The organism is Methyloglobulus sp., assembly GCF_040079455.1.
Classification (GTDB): domain Bacteria; phylum Pseudomonadota; class Gammaproteobacteria; order Methylococcales; family Methylomonadaceae; genus Methyloglobulus.
This window is the reverse complement of the sequence record NZ_JBEBKJ010000008.1, coordinates 1-21,393: the sequence shown is the minus strand read 5'-3', so window position 1 is coordinate 21,393 and position 21,393 is coordinate 1. Positions and strand designations below refer to the sequence as shown.

Annotated in this window: 19 protein-coding genes; 12 read left to right on the top strand and 7 right to left on the bottom strand. The window is 44.2% G+C overall.

All coding sequences use genetic code 11. The features are described 5' to 3' along the window. Positions 1 to 12: 12 nt before the first annotated feature. The 6 genes from cysW to ABL924_RS03290 all read right to left on the bottom strand — a co-directional run bounded on the left by cysW (position 13) and on the right by ABL924_RS03290 (position 5,828). A complete protein-coding gene (cysW, locus tag ABL924_RS03315) occupies positions 13 to 894 on the bottom strand; it encodes a sulfate ABC transporter permease subunit CysW (protein ID WP_349025649.1) in 882 nt (293 codons plus the stop codon). 10 nt (positions 895 to 904) lie between these two features. After that, entirely contained in the window at positions 905 to 1,732 is an 828-nt protein-coding gene (cysT, locus tag ABL924_RS03310; protein ID WP_349025648.1) for a sulfate ABC transporter permease subunit CysT, read from the bottom strand. Positions 1,733 to 1,825: 93 nt separating this feature from the next. After that, entirely contained in the window at positions 1,826 to 2,830 is a 1,005-nt protein-coding gene (locus ABL924_RS03305; protein WP_349025647.1) for a sulfate ABC transporter substrate-binding protein, read from the bottom strand. A 306-nt stretch (positions 2,831 to 3,136) separates the two neighbouring features. Continuing rightward, complete coding sequence (locus ABL924_RS03300; RefSeq protein WP_349025646.1) at positions 3,137 to 4,684, bottom strand: alginate export family protein; 1,548 nt, start codon at positions 4,682 to 4,684, stop codon at positions 3,137 to 3,139. 119 nt (positions 4,685 to 4,803) lie between these two features. Continuing rightward, on the bottom strand, positions 4,804 to 5,004 hold the full coding sequence (locus ABL924_RS03295; protein WP_349025645.1) for a YezD family protein: 201 nt from the start codon (positions 5,002 to 5,004) through the stop codon (positions 4,804 to 4,806). Positions 5,005 to 5,294: 290 nt separating this feature from the next. After that, the gene (locus tag ABL924_RS03290) at positions 5,295 to 5,828 is read right to left on the bottom strand and encodes a hypothetical protein (RefSeq protein ID WP_349025644.1); all 534 of its coding nucleotides are present in this window, start codon (positions 5,826 to 5,828) and stop codon (positions 5,295 to 5,297) included. Between the two features lie 342 nt (positions 5,829 to 6,170). Here ABL924_RS03290 and ABL924_RS03285 point away from each other — a divergent pair, with 342 nt between their 5' ends. From ABL924_RS03285 to ABL924_RS03230, 12 genes are all read left to right on the top strand, one after another. Next, positions 6,171 to 7,199: a sterol desaturase family protein gene (locus ABL924_RS03285; RefSeq protein ID WP_349025643.1), complete on the top strand. Its 1,029-nt coding sequence runs from the start codon at positions 6,171 to 6,173 to the stop codon at positions 7,197 to 7,199. A 467-nt stretch (positions 7,200 to 7,666) separates the two neighbouring features. After that, positions 7,667 to 8,647, top strand: a complete 981-nt coding sequence (epsC, locus tag ABL924_RS03280; RefSeq protein ID WP_349025642.1) for a serine O-acetyltransferase EpsC — start codon at positions 7,667 to 7,669, stop codon at positions 8,645 to 8,647. A 23-nt stretch (positions 8,648 to 8,670) separates the two neighbouring features. Beyond that, on the top strand, positions 8,671 to 9,588 hold the full coding sequence (locus ABL924_RS03275) for a family 2A encapsulin nanocompartment shell protein (protein WP_349025641.1): 918 nt from the start codon (positions 8,671 to 8,673) through the stop codon (positions 9,586 to 9,588). Continuing rightward, entirely contained in the window at positions 9,575 to 11,581 is a 2,007-nt protein-coding gene (locus ABL924_RS03270; RefSeq protein ID WP_349025640.1) for a family 2A encapsulin nanocompartment cargo protein cysteine desulfurase, read from the top strand. Before ABL924_RS03275 ends, ABL924_RS03270 begins: the two co-directional genes overlap by 14 nt. Before the next feature lie 382 nt (positions 11,582 to 11,963). Next, on the top strand, positions 11,964 to 12,836 hold the full coding sequence (locus tag ABL924_RS03265; RefSeq protein ID WP_349025639.1) for a hypothetical protein: 873 nt from the start codon (positions 11,964 to 11,966) through the stop codon (positions 12,834 to 12,836). 370 nt (positions 12,837 to 13,206) lie between these two features. Continuing rightward, a complete protein-coding gene (locus ABL924_RS03260; RefSeq protein WP_349025638.1) occupies positions 13,207 to 13,440 on the top strand; it encodes a FeoA family protein in 234 nt (77 codons plus the stop codon). Further along, positions 13,440 to 15,752 (top strand): Fe(2+) transporter permease subunit FeoB, encoded by a 2,313-nt coding sequence (feoB, locus tag ABL924_RS03255; protein WP_349025637.1) that lies wholly within the window; start codon positions 13,440 to 13,442, stop codon positions 15,750 to 15,752. The genes ABL924_RS03260 and feoB overlap by 1 nt, the downstream gene beginning before the upstream one ends. Continuing rightward, positions 15,749 to 15,973, top strand: coding sequence for a FeoC-like transcriptional regulator (locus ABL924_RS03250; protein ID WP_349025636.1), 225 nt, complete (start codon positions 15,749 to 15,751; stop codon positions 15,971 to 15,973). The genes feoB and ABL924_RS03250 overlap by 4 nt, the downstream gene beginning before the upstream one ends. Positions 15,974 to 16,248: 275 nt before the next feature. After that, positions 16,249 to 17,115, top strand: a complete 867-nt coding sequence (locus tag ABL924_RS03245) for a hypothetical protein (RefSeq protein WP_349025635.1) — start codon at positions 16,249 to 16,251, stop codon at positions 17,113 to 17,115. 173 nt (positions 17,116 to 17,288) lie between these two features. Further along, a complete protein-coding gene (locus ABL924_RS03240) occupies positions 17,289 to 18,140 on the top strand; it encodes a hypothetical protein (protein WP_349025634.1) in 852 nt (283 codons plus the stop codon). 2 nt (positions 18,141 to 18,142) lie between these two features. Then, entirely contained in the window at positions 18,143 to 19,363 is a 1,221-nt protein-coding gene (locus ABL924_RS03235) for a CARDB domain-containing protein (RefSeq protein ID WP_349025633.1), read from the top strand. Positions 19,364 to 19,578: 215 nt separating this feature from the next. After that, positions 19,579 to 21,240, top strand: coding sequence for a DUF87 domain-containing protein (locus tag ABL924_RS03230; protein WP_349025632.1), 1,662 nt, complete (start codon positions 19,579 to 19,581; stop codon positions 21,238 to 21,240). On the opposite strand, the gene ABL924_RS03225 is transcribed toward ABL924_RS03230, so the two are convergent. Next, positions 21,209 to 21,393, bottom strand: a 185-nt coding sequence (locus tag ABL924_RS03225) for a hypothetical protein (protein WP_349025631.1), incomplete at its 5' end; no start/stop codon positions are given. The two genes, ABL924_RS03230 and ABL924_RS03225, sit on opposite strands and share 32 nt — an antisense overlap.

The window sequence follows — 21,393 nt, the reverse complement described above, 5'->3', positions numbered from 1 at the left end:
TAATGCTAATGACTATCCAGTCGCCCTTAGGGACGCTTTGGCATCCTGTTTTTGCTTCCATTCCAGGAAAGTTTTAATCACCAGCGTCACAATAGCCAGACCAGCCAACAACGACGCACTGGCGAAAGCACCGACGAAGTCATATTCGTTGTAACTGACTTCAACATGCAGCGGCAAGGTATTGGTGAGTCCCCTGATATGACCCGATACGACCGAAACCGCACCAAACTCACCCATTGCACGGGCATTACATAACAGCACTCCGTACAACAGCGCCCATTTGACGTTAGGTAAAGTGATTTTGAAAAATGTTTGCCAACCGCTAGCACCCAGCGACAGAGCCGCTTCTTCCTCTTCATGGCCGATTTCCTGCATCAGCGGAATTAACTCACGGGCAACGAAAGGAAATGTCACAAACAAGGTTGCCAGGATAATTCCCGGTACGGCGAAGATGATCTTAATATCGTGTTCTGATAACCAAGGTCCAAACCAACCCTGGGCTCCGAAAATCAACACATAAATAAGTCCTGCAATTACTGGCGACACCGAAAATGGCAGGTCGATTAGCGTAATCAATAAGCTTTTGCCACGAAATTCAAAACGGGCTATTGCCCAGGCGGCGGAAATGCCAAATACCGTCGTCAATGGCAAGGTTATTGCTGCCGTCAATAACGTCAGCTTGATCGCGGCTATCGTATCGGGATGAGCCAAACTGGATGCGTAGGCCGACCAGCCTTTGGCAAATGCTTCTATCAGTACGGTCGCCAGTGGTAAAACCAGAAACAAACTAATAATTGCCAAGGTAAGGGTAATCAGCGTATAGCGTACCCCGTCAGCATCGACTAGGGTCAGCGGCTCGGAACTTTTCGACAGGGCAGGTGATGTAGTATTCATTGGTATATCCTCATAGCTGTCCACTCCGATGGCGTACCCACCATTGCAGACCGTTAACCAGTAGCAGCAACAAAAACGATAAAATCAACATAGTGAAACCAATGGCGGCGGCACCGGCATAGTCGTATTGTTCCAGCTTAGTGATAATCAGCAGCGGGACAATTTCTGAAACATACGGCATGTTACCGGCAATAAAAATCACCGAGCCGTACTCGCCGACCCCACGGGCAAAAGCCAAAGCAAACCCTGTGATTGCAGCGGGTAAGATATTGGGCAGAATAACTTTGATAAACGTTTGTAGTCGGGTCGCACCCAGGCTGGCAGCCGCTTCTTCCATCGCTAAATCGAACTCTTGCAACACCGGCTCGATGGTACGCACAACAAACGGAAGCCCGATAAAGATTAAAGCAAAGACTATGCCTAATGGTTTGTAAGCGATTTGTACGCCAAATACCTCCATCACCAACTTGCCAATCCAACCTTGGGGTTCGTAGATTGTCGCCAATACAATGCCGGCCACAGCAGTCGGCAGGGCAAAGGGCAGATCGATGAGTGCGTCGAACAGACGTTTCCCTGGAAATGGGTAACGCACCAGTGTCCAGGCGATAATAAAGCCGAATACGCTGGCCACAGCGGCGGCAATCAGCGCCGATACAAAGCTGACGCGGAACGAAGCCAGTACACGCTTGCTGCTCAGGATTTTCCAGTAATCGTCGAGGCTGAGTTCAAGTGTTTTCAGTAACATTGCACTGAGCGGTATCAGGACAATCAAAGCCAGATAGAACAGGGTAAAACCGATGGCCGGACGAAAGCCCGGCATAATGTTACTTTGTGTCATGTCAGTAATCTTCAGTTTTAATTTAGTACCGATAAAAACAGCGGTGTTATTTCTCCCATCTGTTTTAGTGCATGGCTGATCCTACGTTTTGGGTTAAGGCGTGTAGATTTGGTCAAAAATGCCGTCATCATCGAAATGCTCTTTTTGCGCTTTCGCCCAGCCGCCGAATTTGTCAGCGACAGTAAACAGCTCCAATTTCGGAAAACGTTTTAAATCGGCAGGATCAGCATATTGCGGTTGGTACGGACGGTAATAATGTTTAGCCGCCAGTTTTTGTCCGACTGGCGAATACAGGTATTGCAGATAAGCTTCCGCTAGATCCTGTGTACCGTTCTTTTTGACGATCTTATCAACCACAGCCACTGGGGTTTCGGCCAAAATACTCGTTTGTGGCACTACAATATCTAACTTATCGTCGCCTAATTCTTTAAGTGCCAGAAAGGCTTCGTTTTCCCAGGTAATTAACACATCGCCGATATTGCGCTGGGTAAAAGTCGTCGTTGAGCCACGCGCACCAGAATCAAGAACCGGTATATTTTTGTATAGTTTCTTCACAAAATCCTTAGCGGCATCCTTACTACCTAATTTCTTCTCTGCAAATGCCCAGGCAGCCAGATAGTTATAACGGGCGCCACCGGATGTTTTGGGGTTGGGCGTAATAACGGACACTCCTTCTTTAACCAAATCATCCCAGTCCTTAATGCCTTTAGGGTTGCCTTTGCGGACTAAAAATATAATGGTAGACGTGTAAGGCAAGCTGTTGTTCGGTAAACGGCTTTGCCAATCCTTGGGTAACAGGCGGGCTCTTTCGGCTATTTGGTCTATGTCGTAAGACAGCGCTAAAGTCACTACATCTGCTTCCAAACCGTCGATGACCGCCCTTGTCTGTTTGCCACCCCCGCCGTGGGATTGTTGGATATCAACGTCTTCGCCGGTTTTGTCTTTCCAGTATTTGATAAATTCCTTATTGAAGTCCTGGTACAGCTCCCGAGTGGGGTCGTAGGAGACGTTGAGCAGGGTTCTTTCCGCCAGTGCCGTCCCGCTTAGTAATAAAGCAGCAATAATTAGCAACTGTTTGGCTGATTTGGTGATGTTCATGGTTGCTCCGAGGTGGTTTGTTTAAAAGCTTAAGGGAGTCTCTAAAAAATCAAAAATCTCTTAAAGTATTTCTAGTATCGTTCTATAAAGCTTAGAAACGATGCGTTTTACAGATATGAGGGGTATAGTAAATCGCTTTGTTAATAATTAAAAATGATATTATTAGATTTCGTTATCTAATAATAAGATATATAAGATTCTACTAACGCCGTAAGGCGAACTTAAACCTTATTTTTGCCTTGATTTGCCGAACCTAGCTTTACCCGCGTGGTAACCAGCCAGGTTCGAAAAGCCTAAGTAAAAATATTATTTGTAGGTGGGCTTACCATCGCCAAATGCATTCAGAGAAACTTCAAAGTAGAAGAAATTGCTGGCCCGGTCGGTATATGGACCATCAACAGAATTTGGGAAATCTAGAAAGAAGTTTTGCTTACGCGTAAAACTGCCTGGTTCAAAACGAGCATAGCTCAAGCTCCAGTCCACATAAGTATTAAGTTTATGCCGTACACGAATGTCAAATTCGTGACCCAAAAAGCTGCCACTATTGCCAGTGGTATCTCGAATATTAGCTCGACTCCATGCATCGGTTTCACTTTGTAGCCAATAGGCGTTGTAGCCAGCATCAACACGAACATCCTTATGTGGGGTAAACCCAATCCTGGCTTTGGGCGCATGGATATTGTCCCAGGAAAAGTAATCGTTACGTGACCAAGGTTGGTTAAAGCCATAAAAACTATCGAAACGCTCGTTAGAACCGCTGGTAATGTTCCGGTTAGGATCTTTGTCGCCCGTACCATAGCCATAAAATAAGCTAACCCTGGGTTTCCACTCATGATCGAAGGTGTAACCAAGTTCCAAAGCATACGCTAAGGCATCATGTTGGAGCATAAACTGTTTAGGCTCGTCATTTATTCTGCGAGTTACTCCAAAACGACCGAATTGCTTGTTAATGTTGGCATCAAAATCAAATCCGCTATCACCGATAACCCCGTATGCCCTGACACCTGGTGCAAATATATCCATATCATTTTTTCGGTCATCAGGATTTGAATTATAAGGATCACCATTGACCTTGCGGCCAAAAAAGTAAGGCTGGATTGTGATGTAGTCCGACCACCCCCGCCAACTAAAAACACCGCCATAAAACCACGTGTCCTCATCGGCACGATCAAAATTATATTTAAGCCGTTCAATCGGTTGAAAGGCGAAAGTATCCAAATCCCAATTGTTTTGCGGTTTGCCAAAATGTACCCGAAAGCCTTCAAAATTGTTGGTCGTATTACGGAACTGGTTATTGCCTACCAAGCGACGATCCAGCAATTCTAAATGTTGACGACCTGCCCGTATACTTAATGGGCGGTTATGCCCCAATAAATTCTTGAAATACAATTCAGCGTATCCTTGGATCAATTCGAATTCATTTACGTCAGAAACGTTACGTTCATATAAACCGTTGTAACTTCTTGAGTCCTGGAATTCCACGGCAAAACGTAGGGGGTCAAGGATATCGTGCACACCTAGATAAGCACGCGTTCTCAACAACCAAAGGCTATCTGGGTCGTGCCGAAAAGTTGTGCTATTGTTATTACCAGTTGGGGTAGGGCGATAATCGTTTTCCCGGTATTCGAAGCGAGTGCGGTGTTCCAGCCCCACATCTAGCCATTCCACATCACGGAATTGCTCGAACTGGGTTTTGCTCAAATTCCGCACATAAGATGGCGGATCAGTTTCCGGTTCGACACGGTAACCCCGGGTCTTGCGATAATAGTCTTCGGCAGTTGCCAAACCCGGCAGGGTTAGCAATAACCCAACGAGGCCAACTGTCATAATTGAATTGATCTTATTTTGTTTCATGTTTTCCCCTTGAACTTTATGGTCGTTCCATTCCAAATTTATTATCAGCCATGAATTCCGGTGATCCGGTCAGTCCAAGCATTAAGTCATAATGGTTATTCATCGTCGGTACGGTAGAGCTAGTATTTTGTGTTTTTATCCAATGCTGATCTTCTGTCGAAACGAAGTTTCTCTTTACGTTCAATCTGCACAACCTTGCCATCATGAATAATTATTTCAACTGAACCAAAACGTATCCCATTGACCGCTTGGGCTATTTGTTCATTGATATCGTTGATACGACTTTCTTTGCTGAAATAATTTTTTTCAATCGTTGTCATTAACTGCTCCAATTAATTTTTAAAGCATGGCTTCTTTCGAAAACAATCATAAAGTACTGTTTATTTTTATTTAAACGATATTTATAGATTTATATATCTAATATTTAGATTAGTGAAGTTGCCAAATCTTGGGTATTGTCATTATTAACTCAGAAAATATTCTGTAACCCTGCCATTGCAGCAGGGCTTTATACAAATTAAAGAAGAGGTATATCGTTGTTTAGCCGCTGGTGGGTTTACTTGTCCACTTTCAGTAGGTAAACAGGGATATATCGGGATTTGTCTGGATTCTATGGTTTGACAGATATTCTGGCTGTTCCCGAATTATTGAGATGAGCACCTAAGCGGATACCCACAAATGCTTCTTTTTTCTTGGTCACTGAACTTAACCGGGTTTCAGCGCCCAAGCCGTCAGTATGTTCTTGAGGGTCTAAATTAGAAAGCCGGGTATTCAAGTTTTCCGTAATTGTTTTCTCCTGATAATGTTTATAAGAATTACCTTGTTTGAGCGTATTGCCTGGATCGTCTTTTTTGCCGCCATCAAAGACTGCCGTGCCATCCGGTAAAGTTATTGTGACGCGGCTGTTGGCCAACTTCGCCTCCAATTTACGGGCAAAAGTAACCAGTTTTCCATAACTGATCTGATCAACTGTGCCATCAACCAATGTTTTTATTGCTGGGGCATTAGGTTTTAAAAGGGCATACAATTTATTGTAAGGTGCGGTGGTCACCAAATGCGCCGCCGTTTCAGCACTTGTTTGGAAACTTGCCGTTGAAATTAACGCTGTGGTTGCGGCCGCTAAAAGTAATTTTTTAATCTTCATAAAAGTCTCCTAAAAATAAAATGAAATCACTCGTCGAATCTTTAAATTGAAAAAATCTTCGAGTGGGTTACATAATAACGAAATTTTTATTTGCTATGAAACGATTAATTTAGATGAATATATCTATTTAAAGCATATAAGATCGCCATCTATTTTATCTATCCTTTTTTTATATATGTTTTTTAGATGATTGAATCTAATTTTATCGTTTTGTTAAATTGAGCTAAACGACTAGGATTTTTTCTAAAGAGGTAAACATATGAATTCTTTAGACACGTTTGCATTAAACCAAAAGATGAAAACTTAGGAAGGCAATGATGCCTTTATATTAGGGAGCAGATAATGTTGAGCATGTATTCACTCGATGCCATTCTGGAATTCGGCAATTTACTATCAAGATTGAAAATGGCTGATTTTAATATATCCATTTTTCTGTTTATGTTTGTTTTACTCACCTTGCTTGAAAACAAGATTCCATGGAAAAAATGCCCCGATCAGGTTTCGCGTAACTCATATAAATCAAATCTTGGTTTGTACTTGATTAACAGCATTGTGCTATCGATATTCTCTGTTTCAGCTTTGATGGAAATTGCGGGGCATTATTCCACCAGTTGGTTTTCGAATCATTTTTCGCCAGCAACTGAAATGATCTTATCGTTTTTATTGTTCGATTTATCACTCTATTTTTGGCATCGCCTAAGCCATAAGTACGAATTTTTATGGCAATTTCACCGAATCCACCACAGTGATTTAAGCATGAATGTATCAACTGCATTTCGGGTACATCTGTTTGATCATTTGACCATGGCGATAACCAAAGCCGTTTATATTGCCCTGTTTGGATTTGCAAAGGAAGCTGTGCTTATGAATGAAATTATCAGCACTCTGTTTTTAATGTTTCACCACGGTAACGTTGCTTTTAAGGGAGAAAAAATATTGGGTAACTTGATTATTGTTCCTTATCTACACCGTTTGCATCATTCCACAAACCGCCAAGAGCATGACATGAACTACGGTGCAGTTCTTAGCATTTGGGATCGCCTGTTTGGTACTTTCTCGGATGCAGAACCTAAAAAACTAGGTATAGAAGAAACGATTCCCCAAGATTTTCTGGGATTAATCCGTGCTGGTTTTTTTGGTGAAACTGCGCCTTCGATACAGGAAATAAATAGGCACGCTTTAGAAACTATGATTGCAGAAGCTGCATACTACAAAGCGGAAAAACGGAATTTTTCACCGGGCAATGAGATTAAGGATTGGCTTGATGCTAAACAGGAAATAATTAAACAAGTGTATGGCGAGAAGTCCCTGCATTCGCCAAAAAAGAGCGGCAGCCAAACGGCCTATTCAAAACAGCAAATTTGTTGTTAATTCAATGCAGCGTGATAGCAAAAGTTGGGAAAAGCTTTATCTTATATTGTCATTAAAAAATCTAATTATATCGTTTAATTTTAAATTAAAGCGAAGATAGAATGTAACTGTGATTAAGCAAGCTTTACTCAGTTTTTATTAGCCGAATGAAAGATTGTGCTCCTACCTCTCCAGGGCTTAGGGCGGGTTCATTAACCCGCCCATTTTTTGTTTCGGAATTTGTAAACAGTATTAATCAAGCACATCAGGAATTCAACCGCTTCTCCTAGTTAACAAAATTCTCAATAAACCCTACTTGACAGTGGGCTTTGAAAAGCAGACACTACAGGCAATAAATTTATATTGCTGACCGGACAACCGGAAGCCAGTGAACCTGCAAAGGACGCTGGCTTTTTTTTGTCCAAAATTTTGGTGCTTCGACATGTTTATAAATAGGCAAAAATATTTTTATTATATATTTCAATAATATGAAAATTATGAATTCAATTTATTCAAAAACAAACAGTCACTGGGGTGTTGAACAATGCGTTGCATCACTACGGCAATTACGGCTGGAATCTTTGGAAAGCCGCAAACGCCTTGAACATCCGCCTCGTCTGCCATCTCGTAAAATCTTGACAGGTACAGTCGATCAATTAGGCGCAGCACTTTTCCCGCACCGTTTAGGAAAACCCGATTTGAGCGCTGAAGCGGTCGATTATTTTGTCGGGCATACGTTGGCCGGTGCCTTAAATGATTTATTCCAGCAGGTTCGTTTGGAATTAATTTTCAAGGCTGAACAACAAGGCTTGAAAACCGAAAGTGATATTGAAGCCGAAGCAATTATTCATCAGTTCACCGCAAAATTGCCCGGTATTCGCGCCGTGCTGGATACAGACTTACAAGCAGCCTACGAAGGCGACCCTTCCGCCAGTAACATTGACGAAGTGTTGGTTTGCTATCCCGGGCTTACTGCTGTAGTCCATTATCGTTTGGCTCACGCATTGTATGAACTTGGTGTGCCACTGGTTGCCCGCATTATTTCCGAGATCGCCCATTCTTGGACGGGAATTGACATCCATCCGGGTGCACAAATTGGCAACAGCTTTTTTATCGACCACGGTACCGGCGTCGTCATTGGAGAGACTGCAATTTTAGGCCAACATGTCCGCCTTTATCAGGCGGTTACCTTGGGCGCTAAGCGATTTACCGAGGACGAAAACGGTGTCTTGGTCAAAGGTTATCCACGGCATCCCATCCTAGAAGACAATGTTGTCGTTTATGCCGGCGCGACCTTATTAGGCCGTATAACCATCGGAGCTGGCTCGGTTATCGGCGGCAATGTCTGGTTAACCCACAGCGTGCCGCCAGGTAGCCATATCACCCAAGCGCAAGTACATACCGAGCAGCCAAGTAAGGTATCGCCTCAATCTTCTCCGGTCGAACAACAACGACCAGAGCTTAATTAATTGTTAACTATTAGGAGTACTAAATGTCAGATATTCATCAAGCCCATACCGCATTAGGCGATGTTGCCGCGCGTACGCTCGCAAATGCCACTAAAACCGTCCCGATGTTATCGACCATCACACCACGGTGGTTAGTTCACCTCTTGCATTGGACACCCCTTGAAGCCGGTATTTACCGAGTCAACAAAGTCAAGAATGAAACCGATCTTCTAGTCGATTGCTCCAGTCTCGATGAAAAAGAACTGCCGCAAACATTTGTCGATTATGAAGAATGGGGTCGCGAGTATCGCTTAAATGCGGTTAATACTGTACTTGATGTGCATACGCGTATTGCTGATTTATATAGCAGCCCACATAACCAAATACACGAGCAATTACGGTTAACCATTGAAACCATCAAAGAGCGTCAAGAAAGCGAGCTGATTAACAATGCTGAATATGGCTTGCTCAATAACGTAGCGCCAGCACAGAAAGTGCAGCCACGTACCGGTGCACCGACACCTGATGACCTGGATGAACTCATTTCTCGGGTTTGGAAAGAACCTGCGTTTTTTCTGGCGTATCCACAGGCCATTGCTGCATTTGGCCGTGAATGCACTCGTCGTGGTGTACCGCCAGCAATAATTACCCTGTTCGGTTCCCAATTTTTGTCCTGGCGCGGTTTGCCTTTAATCCCTTCTGACAAAGTCAAGGTCACTAAAGGCAAAAGCAATATATTGTTGCTGCGCACCGGCGAAAGCCGTCAAGGTGTTGTTGGTCTTTACCAACCAAACCTGACCGGAGAGCTTAGCATGGGTCTCTCTGTACGGTTTATGGGCATTAACCATAAAGCCATCGCGTCATACCTTATCTCGTTATATTGCTCACTGGCAGTGTTGACGGATGATGCGCTCGGTGTACTCGAGAATGTCGAAGTAGGCAAGTATCATGAATACAAGTGAATTTGATAAAACCAACTTTGGGCAGCATGGTATTGCCGAACAATTAGGGGAGACATCGTTGCCCGATGTAGACCATCTGAATAAGCTTGCTAATGAGCTGTTTTCAGCGTTGCCCTGCGACGGTTCAAGGCTGAATGCCGCCTCATCTCTGATACCCGGAGGATTGGCTACACCCGCATCAAGGCTTAATATAGTCGGAGCAGGGGCAATTACGCCACAAGGTTTTGGCCTGCCCGGGGAAGCAGAATTACAACAACTGCTGGTTTCACGTCCGCCGTCAGGAAGCAGCGTGGCTGGAGCTGTTGATACCCATTCAATTTCAACTATTCCATCTACAGGGGCAGCGCACCAATTGGCGACAGAATTAACACCGGAAACTGAAAAATCAGTAAATATAGGAATTTCACCTCAGGCCTTAGAATCCGAAGTGCAAAAGCTTTTTGCCGGAACTAAAGCGGCGGTGGGCAAAATCCCGAAAAGTGCGGATACAGCCAAGGGTGCAATTCCAGAATACCCCACTTCAGTGAACATTCCGGGATTAGCAAATTCCCTGGCTAATTTAGATTCGGAATTGATTGCTGGCCTTTCTCCCAAAGCCTCTGGGTTACCGGGTGAAGCGGAATTGCAACAACTTTTCGCTGCGGTTTCTCTACCTACTGGTACTATTCATGCAAGTGCTGGGTCAGGTTCAAGCTTCTATTTTCTTGATGAATTGAAAACCGCCGGATTCAATGCGCCAGCCCTCAGTGCAGCTCATCCGCCTTTTGATGTCCATGCTGTGCGTCGTGATTTCCCTATTCTCCAGGAACGCGTCAATGGCCATCAACTGGTTTGGTTAGACAATGCTGCGACCACGCAAAAGCCTCAGGTTGTCATTGAACGCCTTTCGTACTTCTATGAACACGAGAATTCCAATATACATCGCGCAGCCCATGAATTGGCGGCTAGGTCAACGGATGCTTATGAGGGTGCACGGGATACGGTCGCCCGCTTTATTAATGCGGATGCGTCTTCAGAAATTATCTTTGTCCGGGGATCAACCGAAGCGATTAATCTAGTCGCTCAAAGCTGGGGTCGACAGTATATTGGTGAGGGCGACGAAATTATCATCAGCTGGTTGGAACATCACGCTAATATTGTTCCCTGGCAACAGTTATGTGTTGAAACCGGTGCAATCTTGAAAGTGATTCCAGTGGATGACAACGGCCAAGTGCTATTGGCGGAATATCAGAAATTACTAAATTCACGCACCAAATTGGTTTCGTTCACTCAAGTCTCGAATGCCTTAGGCACAATTACGCCAGCCCAAGAAATGATTGCGATGGCTCGACGTGTAGGTGCCAAGGTTCTTCTGGACGGTGCCCAATCGGTTTCGCATCTGGGTGTTGATGTACAGGCGCTGGATTGTGACTGGTTTGTATTTTCGGGACATAAAGTTTTTGGTCCCACAGGCATTGGGGTGTTATACGGGAAATCCGAATTGCTCGAAACTATGCAGCCTTGGCAAGGCGGCGGCAACATGATCGAAGACGTAACTTTTGAAAAAACCACCTATCAACCTGCGCCCGCCAAATTTGAAGCAGGTACCGGCAACATCGCCGATGCAGTCGGATTAGGTGCGGCGTTGAAGTATTTAAGCCAGATCGGTATCAGTAACGTAGCACGTTATGAACATGAATTATTGTTGTATGCCACCGAAAAATTACAAAGTATTCCAAGCCTTCGATTAATTGGGACGGCCAAGGAAAAAACCAGCGTACTTTCTTTTATACTTCCCGAATTCAGCACCATCGAGATTGGTATGGCTTTAAATAAAGCAGGGATTGCAGTCCGTGCAGGGCATCATTGCGCCCAGCCAATTCTCAGGCGTTTTGGTTTGGAAGCTACGGTGCGGCCTTCTATCGCTTTTTACAACACTTATGAAGAAATCGACCGTTTGGTGAATGTCGTCAGTCAAATTAACAGAAAAAATCACAGTTTCTTTCTTCGATAACTTAAATCCACTTTTCATTTGTTGTAATGGGTTAAACCTGTAACTTGATTGATAAGGCGGAGTGACAAACCTAGGTTTGTCACTCCAAAATGCACGCGCCTCACAGGTATGAAGCCGACAAGTTCATTAAAAATCCTGATGGCGCTGCGAGCGTATTTTTTACAAAGTTAAAGCAAAAAAATCACTTATCTCGAATAGTGATTATAAAGTCTAATCTTATCGTTTAAGCAAATTCACAATAGCCGATAACATAAACCACAACAAACCATAGTTAGGTTCGTTCCTCGTAGCTTTCTGAAATGGATTTTGAAAGTAGCCCTCCTCACATGGACTGTTTAAGGCGGGTGCAAAACCCGCCTTTTTTTTATTTGGAGATCAGTTTATGTTACTAAACCACCTTGTTGATGTGTTCAATGATGCCTTCGAGCATGAACACGATTTCAGTCACCGCCCTTTTATACTAAAAGAAAATAGAGTCAATGGGCTGTTCGGGCCGATCCGTATCGGCAGTGTATTTTCTGCTATCCGGCAATCCGCAAAGCCGACCCGCATCATAGGCCATGCCGCACAAATCGAGGTGGCAGCGAACACGAACAATTATGTCGATGAAGATGAGATTGCAAGTTTGTTGGCAAATAGGGAGACTTACCACAGTAACCTGGAATCGATAATCACCTTCGACCGATTATCCCGCACCGTGCATGTCTTGAACTATTTGGCGCTGTTGTCCGTAGACCAACTCTTGTTTTTGGAAGTTGACCCTCGTCATATTCTGGGTATTAAAAAAGATCATGGCGTTTATTTCCAGGACTTCATTGCGAAAATCGGCCTGGAAACGAAGAATGTCGTTGTCGTTTTGACAGTCTACAGCCAATATGCACGCCATTATCAGGAATTGCTCGCAGGACTTGAGAATTACCGGCGGCAAGGCTACCAAATCGCCCTTAAATTTGACAATCTTCCTAACGATAAGGCTTTGGCTGATTTGATTGCCCAGTTGTCGCCACAATATATTTTCGTCTCGGCAAGAGTTCTGGAACAACTTCCTGATGCGATAATTGAGAACACATTAAGCAAATTAATGACATCGTTTGGTTTAGCAAAAAGCCAAACCATCTTGCAACATATAGACGACAAAAAAACCGATTTTCTCGCCCGTCATTCAGGCTTCGATTATGTTGAAGGCAGTTATTACCGAGTAATTCCTCTTGATTATTCGAGAAAGCCTGAAAACCCTGTGGTTAGTCATGTATAAATGCTAGCAGTATTTTACGAAGCTGCTTACAGTTGATATTAAAGTCGGTAATTATTAATTTAGATTGTTTGAGCCAATGCTATCGAGTTTGAACAATAGCGACATCGACTATGGCACTTTATTCAATATTTGATAGGCGTAAATGTCAATTTTTTGGATTTTTGCTGAAATTAGCTCAGAAAAGTCACATTTGGTTTAGTTCTTGCCCATAGTCCTTTTTACAGGTTACTTCTTAAGAATTCAAAACCCAGCCTGATTTGTGCCTAACACGATATATCTCGATTTGATTAGTTAGAGTTATATGGTATAGTTGATATTAATGAGAATGATTATTGATTCCTGTTGTTTCTATTAATTATCAGGTGAAAACATGGTTATGGGTTTGAAAAATTTGGTTATCGGCGATTTAGCCAAAATCGTTGGTTTTGAACCGACGGGAAAGCCTTATCGCAAAAAATTACTGGCGATGGGCTTAACGCCTGGGACTGAATTTAGTGTAACTCGATTTGCGCCTATGGGCGATCCGGTCGAGATCAAATTACGGGGATTTGCCCTCACACTGCGTAGGGATGAAGCCTCGGTCTTGCAAATCGAGAAACTTTGATGGCTAATTGCCTTACGGTAGGCGTAGTCGGCAATCCTAATTGCGGTAAGTCCACGCTTTTTAATGCGCTTACCGGAGCCAGCCAACAAGTAGGAAACTGGCCGGGCGTTACGGTCGAAAAAAAAACCGGTGAATACCGATTTAAAGACCAGTTAATCCAAGTTGTTGATCTACCAGGAACTTACTCGCTAGAATCCTCTGACGATCAAGTGTCTTTGGATGAGAAAGTTGCCAGAGATTATGTTGCGTCAAGCAGTGCTGATCTTATTATCAATATAGTCGATGCCTCCAATATAGAGCGCAATCTCTATCTAACTTCACAACTTATTGAAATGCAAGTGCCAATGATTTTGGCACTTAATATGATGGACGTTGTTAAGCGGCGGGACATCAGAATCGACCTCGAATTTATGTCCCAACAATTGGGATGTCCGGTCGTCGCTATTTCTGCGGCAACCAAGAACGGCATAACAAATCTTAGGGATATTATCAATCAAGCCGCGCTTAACAAGCCGATTCCGACCGCGGCTATTCAGTATTCATATGCCTTAGAACAGGCGATTAACGAACTTTCGTCGGCACTTAAACTTACGATAAACCAGAAATCTTGCGATTTACGTTGGTTGGCGATTCGCTTATTAGAAGGCGATACCTTAGCTAAACAAATCGCTAATCCTGTCATATTGCCGTTGGTTTCAGAACTGCAATCGAGGGTTGAAGCAGAAACTGATGATGAAATTGACATACTTGCAGCCGATGCTCGTTATGGTTTTGTCAATCAACTGACCCAATCCGCTGTGTGCCGATTAACTGACGTTGGCAGGCGCACCACTGATAAAATTGATCGCATCGTACTAAATCGGTTTTTGGGTATTCCCGTGTTCTTGCTGGTCATGTACGCCATGTTCATGTTCACCATCAACATGGGCAGCGCGTTTATTGATTTTTTCGATCAAGTCGTTGGTGCGTTATTGGTTGATGGCTTGGCGGAACAACTTAGCAAACTGAATTTACCGCAATGGCTAATTGTTTTGATTGCCAATGGTGCAGGTGGTGGCGTACAAGTGGTTGCTACCTTTATCCCTATCGTCGGTTTCCTGTTCCTGTTTTTATCCGCGTTAGAAGATTCCGGTTACATGGCGAGAGCTGCGTTTGTGATGGATCGATTCATGCGAATGATCGGTTTGCCTGGTAAGTCCTTTGTACCCATGATTGTCGGTTTTGGTTGTAATGTCCCTGCCATTATGGCGACACGTACGTTAGAAAGCCGACGAGATAGGATTCTCACCAACCTGATGAATCCATTTATGTCCTGCGGGGCAAGATTGCCGGTGTATGCCTTATTTGCCGCAGCATTTTTCCCGACGGGTGGGCAAAACATGGTGTTTGGCTTGTATCTTTTAGGTATTGCAGTTGCTGTTTTGACTGGCTTGATTATGCGCCATACCTTATTCAAAGGTGAGTCGATGCCATTTATCATGGAATTGCCCACCTATCATTTGCCAACCATACGGGGCGTATTGACGAGAACCTGGGATCGGTTGCGATCCTTCCTAATCAATGCTGGCAGAGTCATCGTGCCGATGGTGTTGGTATTGAATTTTCTTAATGCTCTGGGTACAGATGGCACATTAGGTCACGAAAACAGCAATAAATCCGTATTAAGCTCAATCGGAAAAAGTCTTACGCCCTTATTTAAGCCGATGGGCATAAACAACGATAATTGGCCCGCTACCGTAGGTATTTTCACTGGAGTACTGGCTAAAGAAGCCGTCGTCGGCACTTTGGATGCCTTGTATGGGCAGATGGGCGCAACGACTGGTGAATCTACAGAGAAACTGCCTTTTAATCTCAGCACAGCCTTACTTGCTGCCTGTAAGACCGTTCCCGAAAACCTCAAAAAAGTAGCCAACAATATCCTGGACCCGCTGGGATTGAATTTAGCTAACGTGGAAGACATAAAGGAAGTCCAAACCGCCACTTATGCCGCCATGCAGCAAAGTTTTGATGGCAAAACCGGCGCATTTGCTTATTTGCTATTTATTTTGCTCTATGCGCCTTGCGTTACCGCGACTGCAGCCATTTTTAGGGAAACCAATCTCAACTGGACAGGTTTTGTCGTGTTTTGGACGACGGGAATAGCCTATATAACCGCGACCATCTTTTATCAAACAATGACCTATAGCCAACATCCTGAGTATTCCCTGGCTTGGATAACGGGGCTAATCCTGGCGTTTATTTCTGTGTTAGTCGGGCTTTGGCTGCTCGGCAGAACCACGCGCACGGTACAGGAAAAGGAGGTGATGCAATGATATTATCGGATTTGCGGGGCTATCTTAAAGAGCAAAAGCGCGTAGCACTAAAAGACATGGAAATGCGCTTTAACATTGATGCCGATGCCTTACGCGGCATGTTAAGCAAATGGATCACCAAAGGTTACGTCAGAAAACTGCCATCAGGTACTTCATGCGGCACAGGTTGTTGTAAATGTGATCCTGCGTTGACCGAACTTTACGAGTGGGTGGAAAAATAGGCTAGGCTACGGTGATTACTAACTCTGTTCCTTTCTATTTTTTCCGTAAAAAAGCGATAGCACATCTAATGAGGCTAAGTAATCGCTCAGGCTTATTTTTCTAAAAGTAAGATACAAACGCTCTAAGCAACCTTCAGTTTTGGATTAACTTCTTAGCGTTTTGTTGAAGGAATAAAGTAATTATTATTTAAGGCGACTTATATTGGTCTCTATATTAGATGGGGGGTAACAAAAGCTCTTTCCGACACCGTCCATATCAAATAAGGGGAATCACCATGTTTAAAAAACCATTTACCGTCTGGTTGGGGTCTTTGCTGTTAGCATTGGCAACGACAAACATTTCTGCACTCAGTATGGATCTCATCACGATTGATGAGGCCATCCGTGACGCAGGCTTTATCTTTCAAGGGACGGTCACCAAAATCGAATCACGCCTGTCGACTGATATGGGGTCAAATTATGAGCGTGATTTTTATGCCTTTGTCACCTTTCGTATCGAACGCATCTTTAAAGGCGCAGTAGCAGGGGATAGCACTACTTTAACCTTGCCGTTTATGTCCTGTTTCACCATGGATCCCAAAAAACAACAGAGTGTAATTGAACAGCAACCAGCTATGACAGAAAAGCCTGGAGAAGGTATGGGATGTACGATCACAGGCCTGCCGACTTTTATAGTGGGGGAGAGAGAAATCTTGTTCGTATGGAATGATTATACGAACGCTATGTGTCCCTTGGTCGGTTGGGGACAGGGGCGTTACTCGATAGTTAACAATAAAATCTATCCGGTCACTTGGCTGACCAAAGAGGGAGGTATTGATGATACCGCGCCTTATGGGCTGGAAGACGAGCAGGAAGCCGAAAAACGCGGTGAGGTACTGCCCCAAGAGGCGAAAAAACACCACTGGTCTCCGCCCAAAGGCGCTAAACGGCTAGGACCCGATGAGTTTGCTGACGTGATCGAACGAAAGATACTGGACTTGGAGAAAACCCAGTTTATGGCGGGAAAGCTAGCGCCAAAGGAGCCTGTGAAAAGCGCTGATTTCAATGACCCATTCTATTACAGCGGTGCCAAACGTATGTATGAAGAACGACAAAGACAAGAAGCTTTGTATTTAAAGATGTATCCAAGCGGCATCCAGTGACTGCAAACTAGGAGAAATAACGAGGAGCCCATACCTTAACGTAGCCGACTTTCGGTTTTTTGCTGAAATTATTTATTGTCATTACCCCCCCCCCCTTATGTTAAGCTCTAGTTGAAGAAAAGGGTAGTAAAAACTCTTTCTGATACCATCCATCTCAACCAAGAGGAAACACTATGATTAACAAATCTTTTACCGTATGGCTGGGTAGTTTTCTGTTAGCTCTGGCATCTGGAAACCTGTCTGCGACCCAAGTTGACCCAGTCACGATAGATGAGGCCATCCGTGACGCAGGCTTTATCTTTCAAGGGACGGTCACCAAAATCGAATCGCGCCTGTCGACTGATATGGGGTCAAATTATGATGGTGAATATTATGCCTTTGTCACCTTTCGTATAGAGCGAATCATTAAAGGTGAAGTAGACGGGAATGGCACTACTTTTACCTTGCCGTTTGAATCTTGTCTTACCGGAGATCCCAAAAAACAACAGGATTTCAGGGAACAGCAGCCGGCTGTAACAGCACAACATGGATATGGCATGGGATGTGGAATCACAGGGATGCCTCATTTTAAAGTAGGCGATAGCGATATCTTATTCGTAGGGAGTGATTATGCGGGAGCTATGTGTCCCCTGGTCGGTTGGGGTCAGGGGCGTTACTCGATAGTCAACAATAAAATCTATCCGGTCACTTGGCTGACCAAAGAAGGAGATATTGACGATACCGCGCCTTATGGACTGGAAGACGAGCAAGAAGCCGAAAAACGCGGTGAAGTACTGCCCCAAGAGGCGAAAAAACACCACTGGAAGCCAATGAAAGGCGCTAAACGGATGGGGCCCGATGATTTTACTGGCGTTATCGAACGAAAATTACGGGACTTGGAGAAAACCCAGTTTATGGCGGGAAAGCTAGCACCAAAGAAACCTGTGAAAAGTGCTGATTTCAATGACCCGTTCTATTACAGGAGTGCCAAACTTAGGTATGAAGAACGACTAAGACAAGAAGCATTATTTTTAAAGGGGAAATAACCATGAAATTGAATACATTTATGATTGCATTTGTCGTCCTGGGGTGTTCTCTCCAATCAACACAATCTGTTGCCTGGGAACAAATTACTTGCGAAATACCTTTTTTAAACGCAGGCAAGAAAAAACACTGGACGGTCAAGCAGTATAAACCGGTGTTTGACCCAATGACCATTCCTTTAATTTCGGCGCAATACACCGCACTTACCGATGCGACTGCACGTATGAATCTCAATCCCAGCAGTTTTAGGTATGCCTCCGGCGGGTTGGATAATCGGGATGGAGTAGGTGTTTTAAATAACGAAAGCGAAATCTGGTTTGAAGATCTTACAAAATTAAATCCAATGAATGCCAAATTAATCGCAGTTGAAAGAAGTGATTCCGATCTCTCTCGGGATTGCACTGCATCTGAGTCAGACATCCGCATCAACACCAAGTATCGTTTGGCACGCAAACCAGTAGGCGGCAATAAAATCCAGTACAACCTGCTTGCCAAGAACCAGTTGTTTGAATATGGCGGTAGTTATGAAAATTTCACCTCTACCGTCATGCACGAGATGGGGCATAGCGCTGGGCTAGACCACGAAGGTGACGTAATGAACCTTATGGGCGGAGATAACCTGATTGTGGCCAATGGCAATGCTTTTAACCCGTATATCGGTGAAGACACGGCGGGTGGGTTGATTGCCCTCTACGGCCTGTCCACAACAGCAAAGGAAGAGGTGAGCGTCAGTCATTGGCGGTTGGGTACAAAAAAAAGCGATGGTGCAGGTGGTTTTTATAGTGTTCACTCTCGCACAAGGATGTTTAATGCCGCAGGTGTAGAACTGCCCAAGGTTTGCCCCTATACCAAACCCAATTTGGATGGGCCACCGATCACCTTGTGCCCAGAGCCAATTTATAAGGTGACTAAAGGACAGGCGGTGAAATTAGAATTGACTTACGAAAATGCAGGTAAAACGCCTACCCGTACTGCAACGGTTCGCTATTATCTTTCTACGGATAGCACCATCAGCCCGACCGATACGTTGTTAAAAACAACGGTATTGTCATTTTTACGAAATAATACCCCTTCAACCTTTAGCACAGCATTAGTGATCCCAAATACTGCTATCGTTTTGCGTGGTAAGAACTATTGGCTCGGCGCTATTGTTGATCCTACCAACTTGATAACCGAAAGTTTTGAGGGTAATAATGCAACTTATGTTGGGATTAAGACCAATTAATCTATCAGGGGTTTGTGCGCGTATGTCAACGACTCCCTAAAAAAGCAGTCTCGATAAAGTTTGCGGAATCGAAGCCTAAAAAACTTTCAATTCCGTAAGCTTTGTCGAGTTAACTTGCTTTAATTTAAGTCATTCCATCAGTCAAATAGTTTTAAGTCAAAATTCCTCCCAAAACTGGTCTAAGCTTGTGGTATTTTACAAGCATAGGTCAGATCATGTCAGAACAACACTCCAGCATTCTTATCGGTTATTTAACTGAGGTTCGTGGTGATGGTATGGAAGCCCGTATCGCTGAGGAACATTCGAGTGACCTACCCGTTATCACCATAGATGGCGAAGAAATGTTAGCGGGTCAGATAGGTTCGTACGTCGTTATAAAACAAAAGTCTATCAATGTCTTAGCGTTGATTTTTAAGACCTGGGGAAAAGATCGTTTCGACCCCACCGATAGACGTAAGACAGATCGTTTTATTTCGCTGATCCCAGTAGGTGAAATCCAAGATAATGGCTCATTTGTACGTGGCGTTCGGCATTATCCAACACCTGGAGCTAATGTCTATGCGGTCGGTCTTGAAGAAATCAATGCGATTTTTTCAAAATTCCGCGACTATCAATTTTTCATTGGTCAGTTGGCATCCCATAAGAATTACCACTTAAGCCTTGATCCCAGAGCACTCTTTGGGCGGCATTTTGCAATCATTGGGCAATCCGGCTCGGGTAAATCTTGGGCGGTGACCAGTTTGATCCAAAACACCATCAAAGCCATGCCAAAAACCCACATAATTATGCTGGATTTGCACGGTGAGTATTGCTGGAAAGATAACGATGGCAAGGTACATTCGGCTTTTCCTGAAGATGTCGTGCAATACGTCGATGCGATGGAAATGGAAATGCCTTATTGGATGATGACTTACGCAGAACTGGTGGATTTGTTTATTGACAGAGACGACAAAGGTGCCACCTTGCAAATGTCTTTTATGCGGGAGATACTGCAACAACTTAAGCGTAAGGAAGCCAAAGAAATAGGCATGGCTACGGTCTCGATTGACACCCCTATTTATTTTTCCTTGGCAGAGCTTTACATGCAGTTTAAGGCTGCCAATGAAGAAAGGAAAGACTTCGGCAAAGTCCAAGGTGCTTTATTTGGGCAATTCGATGAGTTTTTGATCCGAATGCAAAGCCGGTTCAACGATGTCCGTTACGATTTTTTGCTCAAGCCTAAAGTCCGCAATAGCTCAGAAAGTATGGCTGATTTACTGCGGCAATTTGTCGGTCTCGGCGCAAAAAAAGCCAATATTACGGTGATAGATTTAAGCTCCGTGCCTACTGATGTTAGACCAGCCATATCGGCACAGGTTGGGCGCTTAGCTTACGAATTCAATTATTGGAATCCAAAACGCCGTGAATTCCCAATCACTTTGATTTGTGAAGAAGCCCATGCTTACATTCCAAGGGAAAAAGGTGGTCAGTTTGAAGGCACCAAAAAAATGATGGAACGTATCGCCAAAGAAGGCCGTAAATACGGCGTTTCTATCGGCGTGGTCAGTCAGCGTCCTACCGAATTATCGGAAACCATGCTGGCACAATGCAGTTCATTTATCTGCTTACGCACCACCAACCCCGAAGACCAGGCCTACATCAAAGGCTTAGTGCCAGAAGCGGAAGGTGATCTGACCGATATTTTGGCATCTTTAGGCCGTGGCGAAGCACTGGTGCTAGGTGAAGCCGCACCCCTCCCAACGCGCGTACAAATCTACCGCCCCAATCCAGAACCGAAAAGCAACGATGTCGATTATTTTACCAGTTGGCGGGAAGGCCCAGAAGATCTGGACGTGGAAGAGATCGTTAACTTATGGCGGACGCAGACGAGGAGATGAGGTTAAGTTTTAAATGTCTGGGGATTTTTTTTGTGGTTGCCTTAAGGTCTGCCTTGGCGTCAAAGCCGTCGCCCGTGGTGTAGATGTAAGTGTCGGTGCCTTCCCCGCCTTCGAGGGTGTCGTTGCCCTTGCCACCCTTTAGTATATCGCTGT

What these genes read in the sequence shown, in the direction of transcription:
- ABL924_RS03250 (WP_349025636.1), top strand. Translation starts at nt 15,749, where the DNA reads ATGATATTATCGGATTTGCGGGGCTATCTTAAAGAGCAAAAGCGCGTA.
- ABL924_RS03235 (WP_349025633.1), top strand. Translation starts at nt 18,143, where the DNA reads ATGAAATTGAATACATTTATGATTGCATTTGTCGTCCTGGGGTGTTCT.
- ABL924_RS03290 (WP_349025644.1), bottom strand. Translation starts at nt 5,828, where the DNA reads ATGAAGATTAAAAAATTACTTTTAGCGGCCGCAACCACAGCGTTAATT.
- ABL924_RS03240 (WP_349025634.1), top strand. Translation starts at nt 17,289, where the DNA reads ATGATTAACAAATCTTTTACCGTATGGCTGGGTAGTTTTCTGTTAGCT.
- cysW (WP_349025649.1), bottom strand. Translation starts at nt 894, where the DNA reads ATGAATACTACATCACCTGCCCTGTCGAAAAGTTCCGAGCCGCTGACC.
- ABL924_RS03300 (WP_349025646.1), bottom strand. Translation starts at nt 4,684, where the DNA reads ATGAAACAAAATAAGATCAATTCAATTATGACAGTTGGCCTCGTTGGG.
- epsC (WP_349025642.1), top strand. Translation starts at nt 7,667, where the DNA reads ATGAAAATTATGAATTCAATTTATTCAAAAACAAACAGTCACTGGGGT.
- feoB (WP_349025637.1), top strand. Translation starts at nt 13,440, where the DNA reads ATGGCTAATTGCCTTACGGTAGGCGTAGTCGGCAATCCTAATTGCGGT.
- ABL924_RS03270 (WP_349025640.1), top strand. Translation starts at nt 9,575, where the DNA reads ATGAATACAAGTGAATTTGATAAAACCAACTTTGGGCAGCATGGTATT.
- ABL924_RS03245 (WP_349025635.1), top strand. Translation starts at nt 16,249, where the DNA reads ATGTTTAAAAAACCATTTACCGTCTGGTTGGGGTCTTTGCTGTTAGCA.
- cysT (WP_349025648.1), bottom strand. Translation starts at nt 1,732, where the DNA reads ATGACACAAAGTAACATTATGCCGGGCTTTCGTCCGGCCATCGGTTTT.
- ABL924_RS03260 (WP_349025638.1), top strand. Translation starts at nt 13,207, where the DNA reads ATGGTTATGGGTTTGAAAAATTTGGTTATCGGCGATTTAGCCAAAATC.
- ABL924_RS03230 (WP_349025632.1), top strand. Translation starts at nt 19,579, where the DNA reads ATGTCAGAACAACACTCCAGCATTCTTATCGGTTATTTAACTGAGGTT.
- ABL924_RS03285 (WP_349025643.1), top strand. Translation starts at nt 6,171, where the DNA reads ATGTTGAGCATGTATTCACTCGATGCCATTCTGGAATTCGGCAATTTA.
- ABL924_RS03265 (WP_349025639.1), top strand. Translation starts at nt 11,964, where the DNA reads ATGTTACTAAACCACCTTGTTGATGTGTTCAATGATGCCTTCGAGCAT.
- ABL924_RS03305 (WP_349025647.1), bottom strand. Translation starts at nt 2,830, where the DNA reads ATGAACATCACCAAATCAGCCAAACAGTTGCTAATTATTGCTGCTTTA.
- ABL924_RS03275 (WP_349025641.1), top strand. Translation starts at nt 8,671, where the DNA reads ATGTCAGATATTCATCAAGCCCATACCGCATTAGGCGATGTTGCCGCG.
- ABL924_RS03295 (WP_349025645.1), bottom strand. Translation starts at nt 5,004, where the DNA reads ATGACAACGATTGAAAAAAATTATTTCAGCAAAGAAAGTCGTATCAAC.